This is a genomic window from Staphylococcus sp. LKG3-1, assembly GCF_048568385.1.
Taxonomy (GTDB): domain Bacteria; phylum Bacillota; class Bacilli; order Staphylococcales; family Staphylococcaceae; genus Staphylococcus; species Staphylococcus saprophyticus.
This window is the reverse complement of record NZ_CP183796.1, coordinates 2,155,842-2,174,036: the sequence shown is the minus strand read 5'-3', so window position 1 is coordinate 2,174,036 and position 18,195 is coordinate 2,155,842. Positions and strand designations below refer to the sequence as shown.

Annotated in this window: 13 protein-coding genes and 1 tRNA gene; 5 read left to right on the top strand and 9 right to left on the bottom strand. The window is 36.3% G+C overall.

The annotated features are described in order from the left end of the window. Positions 1-45: 45 nt before the first annotated feature. The 4 genes from treP to gltB form a co-directional block, all read right to left on the bottom strand. Positions 46-1,473: a PTS system trehalose-specific EIIBC component gene (gene treP / locus ACM595_RS10720; RefSeq protein WP_041079865.1), complete on the bottom strand. Its 1,428-nt coding sequence runs from the start codon at positions 1,471-1,473 to the stop codon at positions 46-48. Positions 1,474-1,843: 370 nt separating this feature from the next. Further along, positions 1,844-1,936: transfer RNA gene (locus ACM595_RS10715), tRNA-Ser, on the bottom strand. A gap of 56 nt (positions 1,937-1,992) precedes the next feature. Next, positions 1,993-3,456: a glutamate synthase subunit beta gene (locus ACM595_RS10710; protein ID WP_002484230.1), complete on the bottom strand. Its 1,464-nt coding sequence runs from the start codon at positions 3,454-3,456 to the stop codon at positions 1,993-1,995. Between the two features lie 20 nt (positions 3,457-3,476). Continuing rightward, a complete protein-coding gene (gene gltB, locus ACM595_RS10705; RefSeq protein ID WP_069821785.1) occupies positions 3,477-7,979 on the bottom strand; it encodes a glutamate synthase large subunit in 4,503 nt (1,500 codons plus the stop codon). 137 nt (positions 7,980-8,116) lie between these two features. Here gltB and gltC point away from each other — a divergent pair, with 137 nt between their 5' ends. From gltC to ACM595_RS10690, 3 genes are all read left to right on the top strand, one after another. Continuing rightward, a complete protein-coding gene (gltC, locus tag ACM595_RS10700; protein WP_069821784.1) occupies positions 8,117-9,004 on the top strand; it encodes a glutamate biosynthesis transcriptional regulator GltC in 888 nt (295 codons plus the stop codon). 80 nt (positions 9,005-9,084) lie between these two features. After that, complete coding sequence (locus tag ACM595_RS10695) at positions 9,085-10,200, top strand: YibE/F family protein (RefSeq protein ID WP_002484234.1); 1,116 nt, start codon at positions 9,085-9,087, stop codon at positions 10,198-10,200. After that, positions 10,197-10,967: a YibE/F family protein gene (locus ACM595_RS10690; protein ID WP_041079862.1), complete on the top strand. Its 771-nt coding sequence runs from the start codon at positions 10,197-10,199 to the stop codon at positions 10,965-10,967. Before ACM595_RS10695 ends, ACM595_RS10690 begins: the two co-directional genes overlap by 4 nt. Before the next feature lie 184 nt (positions 10,968-11,151). Here the strand turns inward: ACM595_RS10690 and ACM595_RS10685 are convergent, their stop codons facing one another. The 3 genes from ACM595_RS10685 to ACM595_RS10675 form a co-directional block, all read right to left on the bottom strand. Continuing rightward, positions 11,152-12,396, bottom strand: coding sequence for an ammonium transporter (locus ACM595_RS10685; RefSeq protein ID WP_069838092.1), 1,245 nt, complete (start codon positions 12,394-12,396; stop codon positions 11,152-11,154). Between the two features lie 110 nt (positions 12,397-12,506). Further along, a complete protein-coding gene (locus ACM595_RS10680; protein WP_419744294.1) occupies positions 12,507-13,163 on the bottom strand; it encodes a bifunctional NUDIX hydrolase family protein/GNAT family N-acetyltransferase in 657 nt (218 codons plus the stop codon). Then, the gene (locus tag ACM595_RS10675) at positions 13,160-13,387 is read right to left on the bottom strand and encodes an NUDIX domain-containing protein (protein ID WP_270908751.1); all 228 of its coding nucleotides are present in this window, start codon (positions 13,385-13,387) and stop codon (positions 13,160-13,162) included. Before ACM595_RS10675 ends, ACM595_RS10680 begins: the two co-directional genes overlap by 4 nt. A 201-nt stretch (positions 13,388-13,588) precedes the next feature. On the opposite strand from ACM595_RS10675, the gene ACM595_RS10670 reads away from it, so the two are divergent. After that, the gene (locus ACM595_RS10670; protein WP_002484239.1) at positions 13,589-13,867 is read left to right on the top strand and encodes a hypothetical protein; all 279 of its coding nucleotides are present in this window, start codon (positions 13,589-13,591) and stop codon (positions 13,865-13,867) included. A 93-nt stretch (positions 13,868-13,960) separates the two neighbouring features. Here ACM595_RS10670 and ACM595_RS10665 read toward each other — a convergent pair whose 3' ends face one another. Further along, on the bottom strand, positions 13,961-14,944 hold the full coding sequence (locus tag ACM595_RS10665) for a LysM peptidoglycan-binding domain-containing protein (protein WP_037539117.1): 984 nt from the start codon (positions 14,942-14,944) through the stop codon (positions 13,961-13,963). A gap of 164 nt (positions 14,945-15,108) precedes the next feature. Then, positions 15,109-15,888 carry an arylamine N-acetyltransferase family protein gene (locus ACM595_RS10660; RefSeq protein ID WP_419744293.1) on the bottom strand — a complete coding sequence of 260 codons (780 nt, stop codon included), beginning with the start codon at positions 15,886-15,888 and terminating at the stop codon, positions 15,109-15,111. Between the two features lie 310 nt (positions 15,889-16,198). On the opposite strand from ACM595_RS10660, the gene ilvD reads away from it, so the two are divergent. Further along, entirely contained in the window at positions 16,199-17,893 is a 1,695-nt protein-coding gene (gene ilvD / locus ACM595_RS10655) for a dihydroxy-acid dehydratase (RefSeq protein ID WP_002484243.1), read from the top strand. Positions 17,894-18,195: the final 302 nt, after the last annotated feature.

The following is an 18,195-nucleotide window of genomic DNA, read 5'->3' as shown; positions in this document are numbered from 1 at the left end:
TAAGTAATTTTAGCGAGTTTAATTGTACTTCTCTGTCGTTGACGCCTATTCTTCAACCATTTCTTTCGCTTCTTCTTTACTAAATCTTGATAGGAATACTGTTAATATGGCAGGAACTACAAATGCTATAGCTGTCACTACTAAATATACTCCCCAGTATTCACTTTTTATTGAAATAAATGCTGGAAGACCACCAACACCAACACTACCTAGCACACGCGTCGCACCTAATACTGCACCTAAGATACAAGAAGTTGAAATCGCGGCGATAAATGGATATTTCAGTGGTAAATTCACCCCAAATAGTGCAGGTTCTGTGACACCTAAGAAACCTGAAACGCCTGAAGTCATTGCTAAACCTTGTTCTTTGACCATTTTACGTCTTCTATAAACGAACCAAGCACCAAATGCTGCAGAACCTTGGCAGATATTAGAAATTGCAAGAATTGGCCACAGATATGTGCCACCAAGCTGACTACCCATTAATTGGAAATCAACTGCTAAGAACATATGGTGTAAACCAGTAATAACTAATGGTGCATAGAACAAACCATAGATGGCACCACCTAACCAACCAGCATGTTCAAACACAAATGTTACGCCATTTGTGATGCCAGTACCTAGCCATAACGCAACAGGACCAATAACAATAAATGCTAAGAACCCTGTAATCAATAGTGCTACAGGTCCAACGACCAACATTTTAATTGAATCATGCACAAATTTATTTAAGAATTTTTCAATCTGCGCTAATACATATGCAGCAAGCAAGATCGGTAATACCTGTCCTTGATAGTTTAATTGCTTAATTTCTAAACCAAGTATATCCCAGGTTGGAATATGACCTTTTGCTATATCGTACTGTGATACAAGCTGTGGATTCATTAAAATCAAGCCTAAAACCAAACCGAGAATTTGACTCCCACCAAACACACGCATACTACTCCAACCGATTAACGCGGGTAAGAATATGAACGCTGTACTTGCAATGACATTAATAATATTCGAAATATCACCTAGCTGCGGAAATTGTTCTACCAGTGGCTTTGGACCAAATAACCCTTCCATCGTCAGTAAGTTATTAATCCCCATCAGTAAACCAGCAGTTACGATTGCAGGTAAAATCGGTATAAAGATATCTCCCAATAACTTAATCAACCTTTGAATCGGATTTCCTTTCTTCGCCGCTGCCGCTTTTGCATCATCCTTAGATGCTTCACTGACACCTATTTCTTGGATGAATTGCTTGTAAACTTCATCTACTGTGCCAGGTCCAATAACGATTTGGTATTGGTTGTCTGCTTTAAATTGTCCTTTCACTAAATCATTATTGCTCAATCTATCTTTATCTACTTTATCATCATCTTTCAAGACCAGTCTTAGACGTGTCACACAATGTGTTGCTGTGTCCAAGTTGTCTTTGCCCCCAATAGCTTCGACGATATCTTGTACATCTTTCTTTTTAACAGCCATGATGATTCACTCCCTTATAATTAAACTTTAGATATTACTAGAAGTATAACTTGTCTATACAAGTTTTGTAAAGGTTTTCATAAAAGGGTGTTTTGCTCGTCGACTACAGGGCTACAATCCAAATATTTAAAACCACCTATAACAATGAGTTGGCGTTATTAGGGGGCTCAAATTATAGATGGTTACATCATAATCATGTACTTCTTTAATAAATTTACGGAAATGACCTTACATCTTTTTTCTATATAAAAGTACTTAGCCTAACTTAAATTTCGAATATGTAGAAAAGCGCATTAAAAAAGCAAGCATCCAAATTTTTCATTGAATACTTGCTTTATCTATATCATTAGTCTTGGTATTTTAAATATAATGGCGGAGGAAGAGGGATTCGAACCCCCGCGGGCCGTTAAGCCCCTGTTGGTTTTCAAGACCAATCCCTTCAGCCGGACTTGGGTATTCCTCCAAACACAATATTTATAATATTATAGCCCATGACAAAAGTCAATTAAAATCATTACCTTATACTAATGTTTTTTCTTTTAAATATTCATCCACTGCATTTGCGACAGCTCTTCCTTCTTGAATAGCCCATACCACAAGACTTTGACCTCTTCTAGCATCTCCAGCAGCAAAAATGTTCGGTTGATTGGTTCTAAAATCTTTGTTGTCAGCTACAATTTTGTTTCTTTCTGTTTGAATATTAAAAGCATGCGGTACTGTTGTTTCTGTACCTATGAAACCAATCGATAACAATACTAGATCTGCAGGCCAATGGCGTTCTGTTCCATCTACGACCACCATGCCTTCGTCTGTTTCTTCCAGAATTTGAGTATAAACACCTTTCACATTACCAATACGGTCAACATCATAACGCATCGTTTGCACACCATAAGCACGCGGCTCAAATCCAAAGCGCTGTTCATATTCTTTATGCGCGTAATCCATTTTGAATACTGGCATTGCTAATGGCCAATAGGTATTTTCATCAAATTCAATCGCTTCAGGTTGTTTCGTATACTTATTAAATTGGACGATAGACTTACAGTTTTCACGAAGTGCTGTTGCAACACAATCGGCTCCCGTGTCTCCCGCTCCAATAACGACCACATTTTTACCTTCTGCAGAAATCGTTGGTTCCTTGATTTCACCATTCAAATACTGACCTTGCTCCGTCAAATAATCCATCGCAAAATGTATGCCGAATCCCATACGCCCTTCTAATGGTAAATCTCTCGCATTTTGAGATCCTGTACATAAGATGATTGCGTCATGTTTCTCTTCTAATGCTTCTCTACTCACGTCGACACCAATCTCTGTATCTGTTTCAAATCGGATGCCCGAAGCTTCCATAATAGATATTCTACGACGCACGACATCTTTATCTAATTTCATATTAGGTATGCCATACATCAGTAGACCGCCCGCTTCATGCGCACGTTCATATACCGTTACATGATAACCTAATTTATTAAGTTCTTCTGCTGCCGTTAATCCTGCTGGGCCACTACCAACGATGGCTACAGACTCATCTTTACGTTGTTCTGGCACAATTGGTTTAACCCAACCGTTTTCATATGCTTCATCAATAATCGTTCTTTCAATACCTTTAATAGCTACTGATTCACGATTTATTTTCATAACACATGATTGTTCACATGGCGCTGGGCATACTCTACCTGTAAATTCTGGAAAATTATTCGTTTCACTTAATCGCTCATATGCCGTCTTAAAATCTTGTCTATAAACTAAATCATTCCATTCAGGTATATAGTTACCAATAGGACAACCAATCGTTTCTCTGCCAAATGGTTCACCTGTCTGACAAAATGGCGTACCACAATCCATACAACGTGCACCTTGTTGTGCAGCTTCGTCTTTTGTAAACCTTTGCTGGAATGCGTCATGATTTTTCAAACGATCAACTAAAGATAATTCGTGTAATTGTTGTTTGTCATAATTCATAAATCCTTTAAATTCACCCATGACAATCCCTCCTTTACGATTTAATATACGGCTGTTTTTTGTTGTTCTGACATTAAGTGCGTACGCTTATCATTAAAGGCATTTAATAAAGCTTCATCCAAAGCATCCGTCTGTTGTTTTTGCAAATCTATCTTTTGCATCATTAATTTATAATCTTTTGGTATCACTTTTACTACCTTATCTGCAATATGATTAAAATCTGCTAATACCTCTTTCGCTTTAGTACTGTCGGTATATTTAACGTGTGCTTCTAACATATCTTTGACGACGTTGCGTTCTTCATCTACTGTTATCGCATCAAAGTCTAAACTCTCAAGTTCATTCTGCGCTTTAAATTGCGCTACATCAGATGGAAAAACATAACTAACGCCACCACTCATACCTTGACCAAAGTTTTTACCTACGTCTCCTAATATAATGATTCTGCCTCCAGTCATGTATTCAAGACCGTGATCTCCGATACCTTCCACGACGGCATGGACACCACTATTACGAATACAGAAACGCTCGCCAGCTTTACCATTAATAAAAGCTTTACCGTGAGATGCGCCATAAAAACAAACATTACCTACGATAATTTCATTTTCACGTTGTTGATTAGGTGCTTTAACAATTATTTTTCCGCCCGATAAGCCTTTTCCAACATAGTCATTAGCATCACCTGTATGATGAATTGTCAGTCCGCTTGGTGTATACGCAGCTAAACTTTGACCTGCATGACCCGTCGTTTGTGCATATATCGTATCTTCACTCAATCCTTCTGCTCCATGCGCTCTTGTAATCATACTGCCAGTAATAACACCCACATCACGCTGTTCATTGTTTAAGCGATATTGACCTTCGAATGATTGGCCAGATCTTATCGCTGTTTGTGCATCAGGATACAATTCAGTTAAGTCAAATCCTATATCTAAATGATGATTTTGTTCAATCTTCTTATATCTATCTCCATCATGTTGATACAATAATGCTTCAACATTCATAGATGCAGCTTTAGGTTGACGCGTTGCAAGATTGGTTTTACGCGTTAACAAATCCGTTCTACCTACTAATTCATCCACTGTTCTCAATCCTAGTTCCGCAAGAATCTCTCTCAATTCTTCAGCAACAAAATGCATAAAATTCACAACATGATCTGCTCTACCATTAAATAGTGCGCGTAGGTCTTTATTTTGTGTTGCAATACCAACCGGACATGTATCTTTATGACAAACACGCATCATGATGCATCCTAAAACAACCAATGGTGCAGTCGCAAAGCCAAATTCTTCAGCGCCTAACGCACAAGCGTAGGCTACGTCTTTGCCGGTGAGTAACTTACCATCTGTTTCTACCTTCACACGTGATCTCAAGTCATTCATCATCAATGTTTGATGCGTTTCAGCTAATCCAATCTCCCATGGCACGCCTGCATGTTGAATACTCGTCTTCGGTGATGCCCCTGTACCACCATCGTAACCACTAATAACAATTTTATCGGCATAGGCTTTTGCTACGCCCGCTGCAATGGTACCAACACCTGTTTTAGATACGAGCTTAACTGTTATATTGGCATCTTTATTGGCATTTTTTAAATCGTGTATTAACTGTGCTAAGTCTTCTATCGAATAAATATCATGATGCGGCGGTGGTGATATCAAGCCAATACCTGGTGTTGAGCCCCTTACTTCAGCTATCCATGGATATACTTTGGTTCCTGGTAATTGTCCGCCTTCCCCTGGTTTAGCGCCTTGCGCAACTTTAATTTGTATTTCTTTTGCGTGTTGTAAGTAGTCACTTGTCACACCAAAACGACCGGATGCCACTTGTTTAATCGCACTTGAACGATTACGTCCTTCTTCATCAACTATAAAGCGCTCTGGATTTTCTCCGCCTTCACCGCTATTACTTTTACCACCCATTTGATTCATTGCTTCTGCTAATGTTTGGTGGGCTTCTTCAGAAATAGAACCATAGCTCATTGCACCTGTATTAAAACGTTGAACAATTGCACTTGCAGGTTCTACTTCACTGATATCGATTGGTGTTTGCGATGATTTAAATGTCATCAAGTGACGAATATGATCCGTACGCTTATGGTTAACTTCGTTTGAAAATGCTTTGAATTTTTCATAATCATTCAATCGACACGCATGTTGCAATAAATGAATAGATGTAGGGTTAAAAGCATGGCGTTGACCTTGCTTACGCCATTGGAATGTACTCCCCGATTCAATGTACTCACTTTTTGGTGTCTGTCTAGATTTATTCTCTTTATCAATCATCTCAAGTGATATGCCAGATAATTTTGTTTGCGTTCCAGTGAAATATCTTTCAACAACCTCATCTGATAATCCAACTGCTTCAAAGATTTGTGCCCCTTGATAACTTTGAACTGTTGAAATACCCATTTTAGCCATTACTTTAATTACACCTTCAGACAATGTATCTGTATAAGTTTGAACATTTTCAGAAATATCCCCTTCTAAACGTTCATTTTGCACTAATTCTTCAATTGTTCGTTGCGCTAAATATGGCACAACCGCATTAGCACCATAACCTAGCAAACAGGCAATGTGATGAACCTCTCTTGCTTCGCCCGACAAAGCAACAATACTTGTTCGCATACGCAATCCTTCTTTGATCAACAATTGGTGAACATGGCTCACAGCTAATAATATCGGCATCGCGTAACCTTTTTCTGAAACTAAAACACTATCATCGAGAACTAAAATTTCTTCTCCACGTTTTACTGCTTGAATAGCTTTATTACCAAGTACATCTAGCGCGTCTTCTAAATCATCATGATATACCGTTGATAAACGCGCGAGATTAAATCGGCTTTCTTCAATGACATTTAACTGCGCTTCCGTCATGACAGGGCGTTTTAATTGAATACGATTTAACGCATCTTCACTCGGTTGTAACAAATTCCCCTCGCTACCTAAATAAGACAACTCACTCGTTACAATCTTTTCACGATAAGCATCAATAGGAGGATTAGTAACTTGTGCAAATAATTGTTTGAAATAATTAAAGAGTGATTCATCCTGTTCATTTAATGCTGCTATCGGCACATCATAACCCATCGCACCAATAGGATCTTTCTTACTTTCAACCAATTCTGTAAGATATTTATCTATTTCTTCTTTGGTATAGACAAATTGTTTTTGCATACGTGTTAATGTTGCTTCATTCCAAGAAGATGGTTGATAAGACACATGCTCTAAATTCAAATCAACTTTAAATTGACTCAACCAACTCTCATATGGATGTTCATCTGCAATACGTGCTTTTAATTCATTATTTTCAACCACTTTATGTGCATTAAAATCAACTAATAGTAATTTTCCTGGGTTTAATTGGCCTTTAAATGCAACATTGTCTTCTGGTACATCTACTACACCTACTTCTGATGAAAAGACAATATAATTATCTTTAGTAATGGTATAGCGACCTGGTCTCAAACCATTTCTATCTGTTAGCGCACCAATCTTATCGCCGTTACAGAATGAAATCATTGTCGGTCCATCCCATGGTTCCATCAAATAACTATAGAATTCATAAAACGCACGTACATTAGCGTTGTTTGCTTTATTGTATAACCAAGGTTCTGGAATCATCAGCATTGCCGCTCGCTCTGGTTCCATAGCTAAAGATAAAAATTCTAATGCATTATCAACAATTGCAGAATCACTACCATCTTCATCTACAATATCTTTGACTTTATCCTTATCTTCACCAAAAATGGTAGCTATAAGCTCATTCTGTCTTGCACGCATCCAGTTTACATTACCTTTAATTGTATTAATTTCACCGTTATGCATTAACAATCGATTAGGATGTGCACGTTTCCAACTCGGGAAAGTATTTGTACTAAAACGAGAATGAACCAGACCTAGTTTTGACACGAAATCTTCATGATTCAAATCTTCATATAATGCGTTAATTTGATCCGAGCGCAACCAACCTTTATATACAATTGTTTTATGCGATAAACTCGTGAAATACAAATCCAATTGTTGTTGATTTGCATAATTTTCAATTTGTTTTCTCGCTAAAAATAATGTGCGCTCTATATGTGAAGTATCATTTAACGCAACAAATACTTGCTGAATATACGGCATTGTTTCTGCTACATGTGCTGCAATCGCGTTAATATCTACAGGCACTTCTCTATAGCCAAGCACAGTTAGACCTTCCGCTTCAAAATGCGCGTTAAACTGCGCTTCATGTTGAGAACCTTTAATTTTTTCGTTTGTAAAAAACATACCTACTGCATATTGACCTTCTTCAGGTATATCAAAATCAAGGTGACGTGAAAAATATGCATATGGTACTTCGGTCATGATGCCTGCACCATCACCTGTGACACCATCTGCACCTATACCACCACGATGATCTAATCTACGTAACATTTCTAATGATTTTTCCACGATATCATGACTTCTTTTATTATCCATATTGGCGTAAAATCCTATACCACAAGCGTCATGTTCCTCGCGACTATCATATAACCCCAATTTCTCTTTATACTCGACCATGATCTTCACCTCTTTTACGAAAATTCTGAAAATTAAATAAGTAAGTAAACTATATAGCAGTTGATTAATCTGTTCAATATATAAAATAGATGATATCATTCTAATTATTAGAACAATTGTTGAAAAGAGGGTTATACATGGAAATTAAACAATTGAAATATTTTATAGAAGTTGCAAAAAGAGAACATTTATCAGAAGCAGCATTAGAATTAAATATTGCACAATCAGCAATCAGTCGCCAAATTGCTCATCTTGAAAATGAACTCCAAGTTACCTTATTCAAAAGAGAAGGTCGAAATATTTATTTAACAGATGAAGGAAGACAGTTTTTCTCTGAAGCAACCAAAATTATCGACCAACTTGATGAAACAATCCGTTTGTTCCACAATCAATCAGAGTCAAACCACTTCATTATACGAATCGGCTATGTTGAATGTTATATTTCTCAAGTACTCACTTTATTGATACAAGCATTTGAAAATAACAGTGATTCTATTATTGAACCTATTCTAATGAAAGAAAGCGAAATATTAAACGCTCTCATTACAAACCAAATCGATATCGCCTTTATGGATTTAACACAAAAAATCAAACAAAATACATCATTAAAAATAAATCCGTTATTTGAAGAAAATTTTCATATCTATGTCCCTAAAGATGATCCAATTACCATGGCAACGAACCCACCTTTAATACAATTTTCAAACAAATCGATTTATGAACTCTATGCTTTGCCACTACACATCAAACAAACATTAGCCAATGTCGTAGAAACGCCTATTCGCACAGTAACTAGTACACAGTTAGCTCAATACTTATTAAATAAAGGTCGAGGCTATATCATCGCACCATCTTATCAACTCTTAGATAAAAATCCCCAAAAATGGATAGATATCTCATTAGAACACACAGAGTTAAAACGTACCATATGTAGCATCATTCGTCGTGATAATAGAAAAAATGATATTCAACTCATGTTATCTACGATTGACCAGTTACTAAGTCGTAGCGCCACATATCATTAAATACTTTTTCATAAATCTTTGAGTTCAGTTCTCGATGCGCGTATAATCGCATTGTCTATAAAGAGAGGACTGAATATATTTTGAAGTCTGTTAAAACATTATTAACACGCCCCTTCAATTGGGTTGTACTTACCTTTTGCATTATTTTTGTTGGATTATTCATATTCACTTTTTTTAATGCTAAATTCTATGACACACCGATTGGGCAAATTACACAAATAAACAATACTCAATCAACACAAGTGTCAGATGAACATCACAACAAAGATACTAAGCATAAAGAAACATTACATATTCATATTTTAAATGGTAAATTCGAAGGTAAAACAACTACAATCACACATGAATATACCGAGTCACAAGCAGACAGTGAAGCATTTTCAAAAAATGATAAAGTCTTATTGCACGTTGACAAAAATCTCAGCACCGCCTATATAACGGAAAAGAAACGCGATAGTTTAGTCGTTGCGATAACTGGTATATTTTTATTAACCGTGTTACTAGTAGGTAAAAAAATAGGTTTACAATCGATTCTATCTCTTGCGCTCAATACATGTATTGTATTATTAGCGATTTATATTCATAATCAATCGCCAAATATCAGTCTGTTCGGCCTAATGAGCATCGGCATCTTCATTTCTACGACATTAACGCTAGTCCTCGTCACAGGCTGGCAATGGCGGACACTCATCACCATTATCAGCACTTTACTTGGCACATTCTTATGCGTAGGTATTACGCAATGCATCATTCAAATAACTGATGGCTCTGGTTTAAAATTCGAAACTATGAGTTTTCTAACCTTGCCACCAAAGGAAGTATTCTTAGCTTCTGTCATGATTGGTTCACTAGGCGCTGTCATGGATGTTGCTATTACAATTGCCAGTGGTATGGCTGAAATTCTACGTCGTACACCTGATATCAGTATGAGACGTTGGGCACTTGCAGGACGTAACATCGGACAAGACATTATGGGAACAATGACAAATATATTACTATTTTCATATTTATCCGGAAGTTTGCCTATGCTCCTAATTTACTTAAAAAATGCAAACACCATTACGTATACAATTTCTATGAATTGGTCATTGGAAATTTCCCGGGCAATCACGGGTGGTATTGGCATTGTCTTAACAATTCCCATCACCATTCTATTGATGCAAGTTTGGTTTAAATTGCGAGGTGTTAAATCATGAGTGCGATAACATTATTAGGTCTCATATTATTTATATTAATGTCGATCTTTGGTGGGAAAAAGGGATTGATTTCTTATCTGACACTGTTTTTAAATTTTGTCATTTTATTTATTTCAATTATACTCATCATATTCGGTGTACCTATTTATCTAGTTACACTTATATTCTGCATTGTTATTGCAGCCTGTAATTTGTTTGTACTAAATAGCTATAATACAAAAACAAAAGCTGCATTTTACGCTACAATCGTTACGACAGTCATATTAATCGCAGCTATATATTTATCCGTTTCAATCGGACATTTACAAGGGTTTACAACCGAACAACAGGACGAAACTTATATCTTTTCTATGAATATCGGTATAGATATGGTGAAATTTATGGTATTTACCATCGTACTTGCTGTGATCGCCGCTGTTATTGATTTAGCTATTACAATCAGTTCTCCAATGTATGAATTAAGCGAAACAAATCCTAATTTAACACAAAAAGAATTATTTCATTCAGGTATGCGGGTCGGTCGTGAAATATTAGCAACATCAGCCAATACGATATATCTCGCTTATTTCGGTGGTCAATTGACATTGTTTTTCTGGTTTTTCAAGCTTAACTATTCCTTTGGGCACATTATAAATTCTAAAATTTTCGCACAAGAATTCATTTCTATTATTCTTGGCGGTATCGCAGTTGCTATAAGCATCCCAATTACTGCATGGTTAACAGCATTATTAATCAAAAATCAAAAAGCACCAGACACCCATCGTTAATTTTAAGGACAGCGTATCCACAGTTCTTCTTTGTATTGTTTCAAAGCATCATCCTACCTCATATTATGTTGCACTGTGGATGTAATCATAGACGTCATAAATTGTATGTTCAGTGCTGCCATCTCATAACTAACTAAAAACCAGTCTGAAACATCAACGATTGTTTCAGACTGGTTTTTTATATTTATTTACGTCTATTTAATTTATTTAATTCGCCACTAAAATAAGCGCGCTCCCCATGTACAACATAATCCAAGCCTTGTGCCTCTTCTTCTGTATCTGTCCCTAGTTCACTAAATTGGGCAATCACTTTCGCAATAATAAAAGTCATGATCCCACTAAATACAATGGTAATAGCTACAGCTATCAACTGATTGATTACGGGCATCATACCTCCGCCTAATAAAAGCCCATTTACCACATCGCCATTAATATGATGTGACTGAAATACACCAGTTAAAAGTGCACCGACCACACCCCCTACACCGTGTATGCCAAATGCATCTAAAGCATCATTATAATGTAATTTCCCTTTAATGTAATTAATGACGAAGTAACAACACACACCGCCTATAAGCGCAATCACCACAGCACTCATATATCCTACGAAACCGGCAGCCGGTGTAATAGCAACTAATCCTGCAAGCATGCCCGACAACATACCTATCAAACTCGTCGTTTTCTTCATGCAATACTCTATCATTGACCAACCTAAGGCACCTGCACTCGCTGCGAGCACCGTATTCACAAATGAAATCATCGCTATTTTATTAAACGACAATGCGCTCCCTACATTAAATCCATACCACCCAATCCAAACGAAAATTGCGCCAATAAGTGTAATAATAAGGTTATGTGGCGGTCTTTTATCAAAGTTTTTCCCTGCACCAATCATAATTGCTAAGACCAAACCAGATATACCAGACGTTATATGCACAACTGTTCCACCTGCATAATCAATCGCACCTAATTGATCAATCCAACCTCCACCCCATACCCAATGTGCAACAGGACTGTATACACAGATAACCCATAAAAACACAAAAATTAAATAAGGTATAAACTTCATTTTTTCAGCTATTGATCCTGATAAAATTGAAACTGCAATGGTACAGAACATCAACTGAAATAGCATAAACAGCGCTAAAGGTATATGCGGTGAAATTGCTGATTGTGTACTAAAACCAACATGAGCTAAACCTATATATGTAAAATCTCCAAAAAATGAATTCCCAGATCCAAAACTAAAGCTAAATCCAAATAAAATCCATGCAAACGTTACTATAACAATTGCCGACATACTTTGCATGACTGTATTCAATACGTTTTTAGATTGAACCAATCCCCCATAAAACAAACTTAACCCCGGTGTCATTAACCACACTAGTAACGTACAAAGAAACAAAAATAATGTATCATTCATATTCATAGCACTCACTCCTTTATACCGGAGCATAAACCCATTCCATATAAATAGCAAAAATGCGTCAGGAAAAATAACACTTTATGTTACCTTTTCTAACGCATTCCATATCATAACTATTTAATTGTCCGCCTTAAAATATAAACAGATCGACCTTCTAAAGTAGATGTTCCCGCATTTTCATAATTGGCCTGTTTATACAATGCTTGTGCTACGATATTGTCATTATTAACAGTGAGATAAATTTCATCTATATCTGAAAATTGTTTACTCAAGTAGGCTGGTAATGCATCCATGACTTTTTTGGCGTAACCTTTCCCACGTTGGTTTTTATCAATGCTAAATGACCTAAAAAATATTGCGGCTTTATTTGTAGTATATGGCGCCACGCCTTGCCCCTCATGTAAAGTAAAAAAGCCAACACATTGTTGCTTATGGTTATAAATGAGCGTAGGATGCCTTTCGCTATCATCCACCGCGAGTTTGATATTTTCAACAGGTGTTTTAGTAAATTGACGATCAGAAATGTCTAACGCTATATGTTTCACATCACTTATCAATTTCTCAGTATAGGGAACAAGCTCAACGAAAGGTATCTCTCGTTCTATATTTTCAAAATGTTGCCGTTCTTCTATCCATGTAATAACGGCAGGCGCAATTTTATGTTCATCCTTTTTATCTATCCATTGTAAATCAGTGATTTCTTGACTTGGTACCAAGGTAGACCAATCTATATCTGCCGTCGTATAAAAACAATTGAGTTCTGTTTTCATATTTTTTGTGGGTAGGCTTCGCCAACAACGGTATGCATATAAATTAAAGATGACTCAGGTATATCTAATTGTAGTTCTTCATTTAATTCTCTTTGTAACGCTTGTTTATACGTCTCTCCTATATCAATCTTGCCGCCTGGAAAATAATACTTTTCTCTATTCCTTGACTGAACAAGCAATAATTTCTCTTGTTCTTCAATTACTAAACACACACATTTAATCATTACTCAACACCCCACAGCATCAATTTCCGTTCCATACTAACTTTATATTAATGAATCAAACTGGTTTTATACCATCAACGCTTATGTTATCATATTTTATTATCCATACACATCAAATTTCAGACAATCTTAATTGAATGTATATTAATGGTATAATACGAAACAAGATAACTATTTTCAAAAATGGAGGCTTTACGATAAATGGCTAAAAAAACTAAAATAAATCGCATTTCCAACACACTTAATTTTGTAGGCATTGCTGTAGAAGGCTTTAATTGGTATGCCTATCAATCAAGAAATAAAAAATTAATTTACGCAAGCATTGCCATCACTAGTGTTGGGGCTGTATTAGACTTTTATACAGCTTTAAAATCACCACGTAAATTCGCAAAAGTATTTTCAACTTTCACACTTGCGAGCACACTATTTTCAACAGTAAAACGTTTAAAATCTGTTCGTAAAGGTGAAGTAAGTATCTAGTCACCAACAAACCAACCCAAGTTCTATTTAAAAAAACTCGAATCACAATATGGACATCCATACCATGATTCGAGTCTTTTTTTTAATTTATTATTAATGAATATATACATAAGAACTTACTTGTGAAGCAGGAATTGTTCTATAAGTCACAATACCTGGTGATGCACTATAGTTCATTTCAGAAATCGTTATACTACCGTTAGCATTTACAGATTCTACAAATGCTACATGACCATAATATGCCATATCAGATTGTAAGATAGAACCAACAGTCGCTTTGCGGTCTATTGTATAACCATCCGCTGCAGCAGCTGTATCCCAGTTATTGGCATTCCACCAATATGTACTAATTCCTTTACCAATTTGGGCACGTTTATTGAATACATGCCACGTACATTGACCCCAGTCATATAAATTTGAATGATTAAAGACAGGTGTCTTATACCCAGCAGATCCAGTAGAACTTGATCCTGAACCACCTGTAGATGCTTTACCTGATACTTTTAATTTTTGACCTGGATAAATATTAAAGTTAGTTAAACCATTTAAACTCATGATTTTTTGATACGTTGTGCCATATTTTGCAGCAATCGCTGATAATGAGTCACCCGATTTAACTGTATAGGTTGTTGTGCTGCCACTACTTGTATTCCCTGAAGTATTTGAGCTACTTGAAGACGCTGTACCTGATACTTTTAATTTTTGTCCCGGGTAAATATTAAAATTTGATAAACCATTTAGGCTCATAATTTTTTGATACGTTGTGCCATATTTTGCAGCAATCCCTGATAAAGTGTCACCCGATTTAACCGTGTATGTTGATCCTGTAGATGTATTTGACGATGTACTAGAACTTGTTGAACCAGATACTTTTAACGATTGATTCGGAAAAATAACGTTTGACGTTAAATTATTAAGCGACTTTAACTTAGCCACTGACATATTATATTTATTCGCTATAGACCATAATGAATCGCCGCTCTTAACTTTATAAGTTGTTACAGCATCTGCGTTTGTCGAAGTAACTGCAGCTAATGCGCTTGTCCCGATTACAGTTGCAATAATTTTTTTACGCAATTTATGTAAACCTCCCAAATATTCTCTTTTTTCGCTTCATCTCTATACTCACCTGTTCATTATACACCCTCGACCTGTAAATGAGTATATTAATTATATGACATTATCATTACAAAAGAGAACAACTCGGTTGCGTTCAAATTAAACCGCAAAACAACTAAGATTTATTCAAAAGGTCGTAATTTTATATTTTCTATACCAAAATATGCTTTTAATAGTGTCTGATAATTACTTTGTGTTACAGGAATTTTTTCTTTTTCCCCATGATCCGTAATCGTTAAATGATTATTAGATAATGTTACGCGTCCATACAACTTTGCTTTACTAACAATTAATTTTTTTACAAATATAGAATGCGCATCATACTGATTAAAATGAATCGCTTCATCGAAATCCATGATTGCTTGCGCTTTGTCAATCGCGCGATATTGAATTTCCCAAGCCTCATCTTTATATTTACTCATATCAATCGTTTGCGTATCAATCCACGACGCTTGAAAATATCCATTCACATCCTCAATCACTTCCGGTTCATTTTTTAATGGCATCGCTTGTTTAGGTACATCGGCATAACCCACATCCACTAAATATTTTTCTTGATTTATTTGTACAATTAATGCCATATGAGAACCGGCCATGGCCCACCCATAACCCGTATTGATTGTTGCTGATATCATATAAGCATCAAACCCTTTGGACGTTATCCAACTATGGAACAAACGATTCTGTTCGTAACAATAACCACCTCTGTGTTCTGAAACAATTTTATGAATCATCGTCTCATCATCTAAAGCAATCGGTTGCTTATTTTGCACATTGATATTTTCAAAAGGTACATTAATAACATATTGATATATATAATGATTTAGTGTTGTTAAATCATTGTCACGATACTTTTCTGTATTAATATTTAAGTAATCTTCTAATGATTTAAAATCCGTCATTGTCTTCACCCTTTTTAAATTTAAAATACTCCCTAATACAATTCATTTTAATAAATTTTGCTAGACTAATACAATTTATATACATTACACATTTATCGATTTTTTCAATTTTTATTATTTGCAAATAACAAAAACGGGTAAGACAATACATATATGTATTGATAGATTTGACACTAGACTAATAAAGAGATACGGTGTATATTCGATGTTTTTAAAGTTGTTATAGGTTATCAATTCAATTTTTCTGATTTTTCAAACTTTTAAATTCATATTTCAATATCTATCAAACTATTTTAATGGGGGTAATTATTTGACTAAAGAACACAGCGAACAACCAAAAGATTTACGTATTCGCAGCAAAGTAATTAGTGAGGGTGTCAGTCGTACACCCAATCGAGCTTATTTACGGGCACTCGGCTTTGAAGATGAAGATTTTCAAAAACCAATGATTGGTGTTGCAAGTACTTGGAGTGAAGTCACGCCATGTAATATGCATATTGATGGTTTAGCTCGTGCTTCAAAACAAGGCATTAGTGAGGCAGGGGCTTCGCCACTTATTTTCAATACCATTACAGTATCAGATGGTATTTCAATGGGAACAGACGGTATGCGCTTCTCTTTACCAAGTCGTGAAATTATCGCGGATTCTATAGAATCAGTTGTCAGTGCTGAAAATTTAGATGCACTTGTCGCTATTGGTGGTTGTGACAAAAACATGCCGGGATGTATGATTGGTATCGCTCGTCTTAATTTACCAGCCGTCTTTGTTTATGGCGGCACAATATTGCCTGGGAAATTGGATGGTAAAGATTTAGATGCTGTTTCTGCCTTTGAAGGCGTCGGACAGTATAATAATGGCGAAATAGATAAAGAGGCACTTCACAAAGTAGAATGTGCCGCTTGTCCAGGTGCAGGTGCTTGTGGCGGTATGTTCACTGCCAATACGATGTCATCTGCTATTGAGGCCATGGGCATGAGTTTACCAGGAAGTGCTTCGCATCCAGCAGTTTCTACAAATAAATCCAAAGACAGCAGAGCAGCAGGTAAAGCCGTTTATAAACTATTAGAAAAAGGCATCTATCCAAAAGATATTATGACTAAAGAAGCATTTGAAAATGCAATTACTGTAGTCATGGCACTTGGAGGATCTACCAATGCGATTTTACATTTACTTGCTATTGCACATACAATCGAAGTCGATTTAACACTTGATGATTTCGAAAAAATTCGTAAGCGTGTCCCACATATCGCTGACTTGAGACCAAGTGGTAAATACGTCATGGCACATCTTGATGAAGTCGGTGGTATTCCAGCAGTTATGAAATTATTACATGACAAAGGCTTAATCCATGGAGATTGCTTGACCGTAACTGGCAAGACTGTTGCTGAAAACCTTGAACAACAACCTGACCTAACCGATAATAAATCTATCATTGATTTTGACAATCCAAAACACGCTACTGGACCGCTTGTCATCTTGAAAGGGAACCTTGCTCCAGAAGGCGCCGTTGCAAAAATCTCAGGTCTAAGCGTAACTTATATCAAAGGACCCGCACGCGTATTTGATTCCGAGTCCAAGGCTACCAAAGCCATCTTAAATGACGAAATCAAACCAGGTGACGTGGTCGTTATTCGATATGCTGGCCCTAAAGGTGCACCTGGCATGCCTGAAATGCTATCTGCATCATCCATTCTTGTTGGTAAAGGATTAGGTGAATCTGTAGCGTTACTCACAGATGGCCGTTTCTCTGGCGGTTCTCATGGTCTTGTTATCGGACACGCAGCGCCAGAATCACAAGTTGGCGGTCCGATGGCATTATTAGAAGAAAACGACACGATTACCATTGACGCAGAAAAACTTGAAATTAGTTTTGATGTATCAGATGAAGAACTTGAGCGTCGTAACAAACAATGGCAAGCACCACCTTTAAAAGCCAATCGAGGTACGCTAGCTAAGTATGCTAAACTTGTTTCCTCCGCTTCAAAAGGAGCTATCACAGACTAAATTTTCTTTATAGGCAAGTAGCAGCGTAATGTCGCTTGTTATTAATAGTTATTTCTAGCATTAGAACCACATTTGAAACATGACTAAATGATTTTAATGTCATGTTCTAGTTATACTAGCAATCTATTTCGTGAACTTGTCTTTTACATTTAAAAAACAGCTAACTACTGTGTATATGATTGAATAGGCCGAAACTCCAAATGAAGTTTCGGCCTATTCATTTTGCTCAAAAATAAAACAATTCCATTCAAGACACTTTAGCATGCGCAATTGTTTTTATTTTTCCTCGCTATACCATTTGC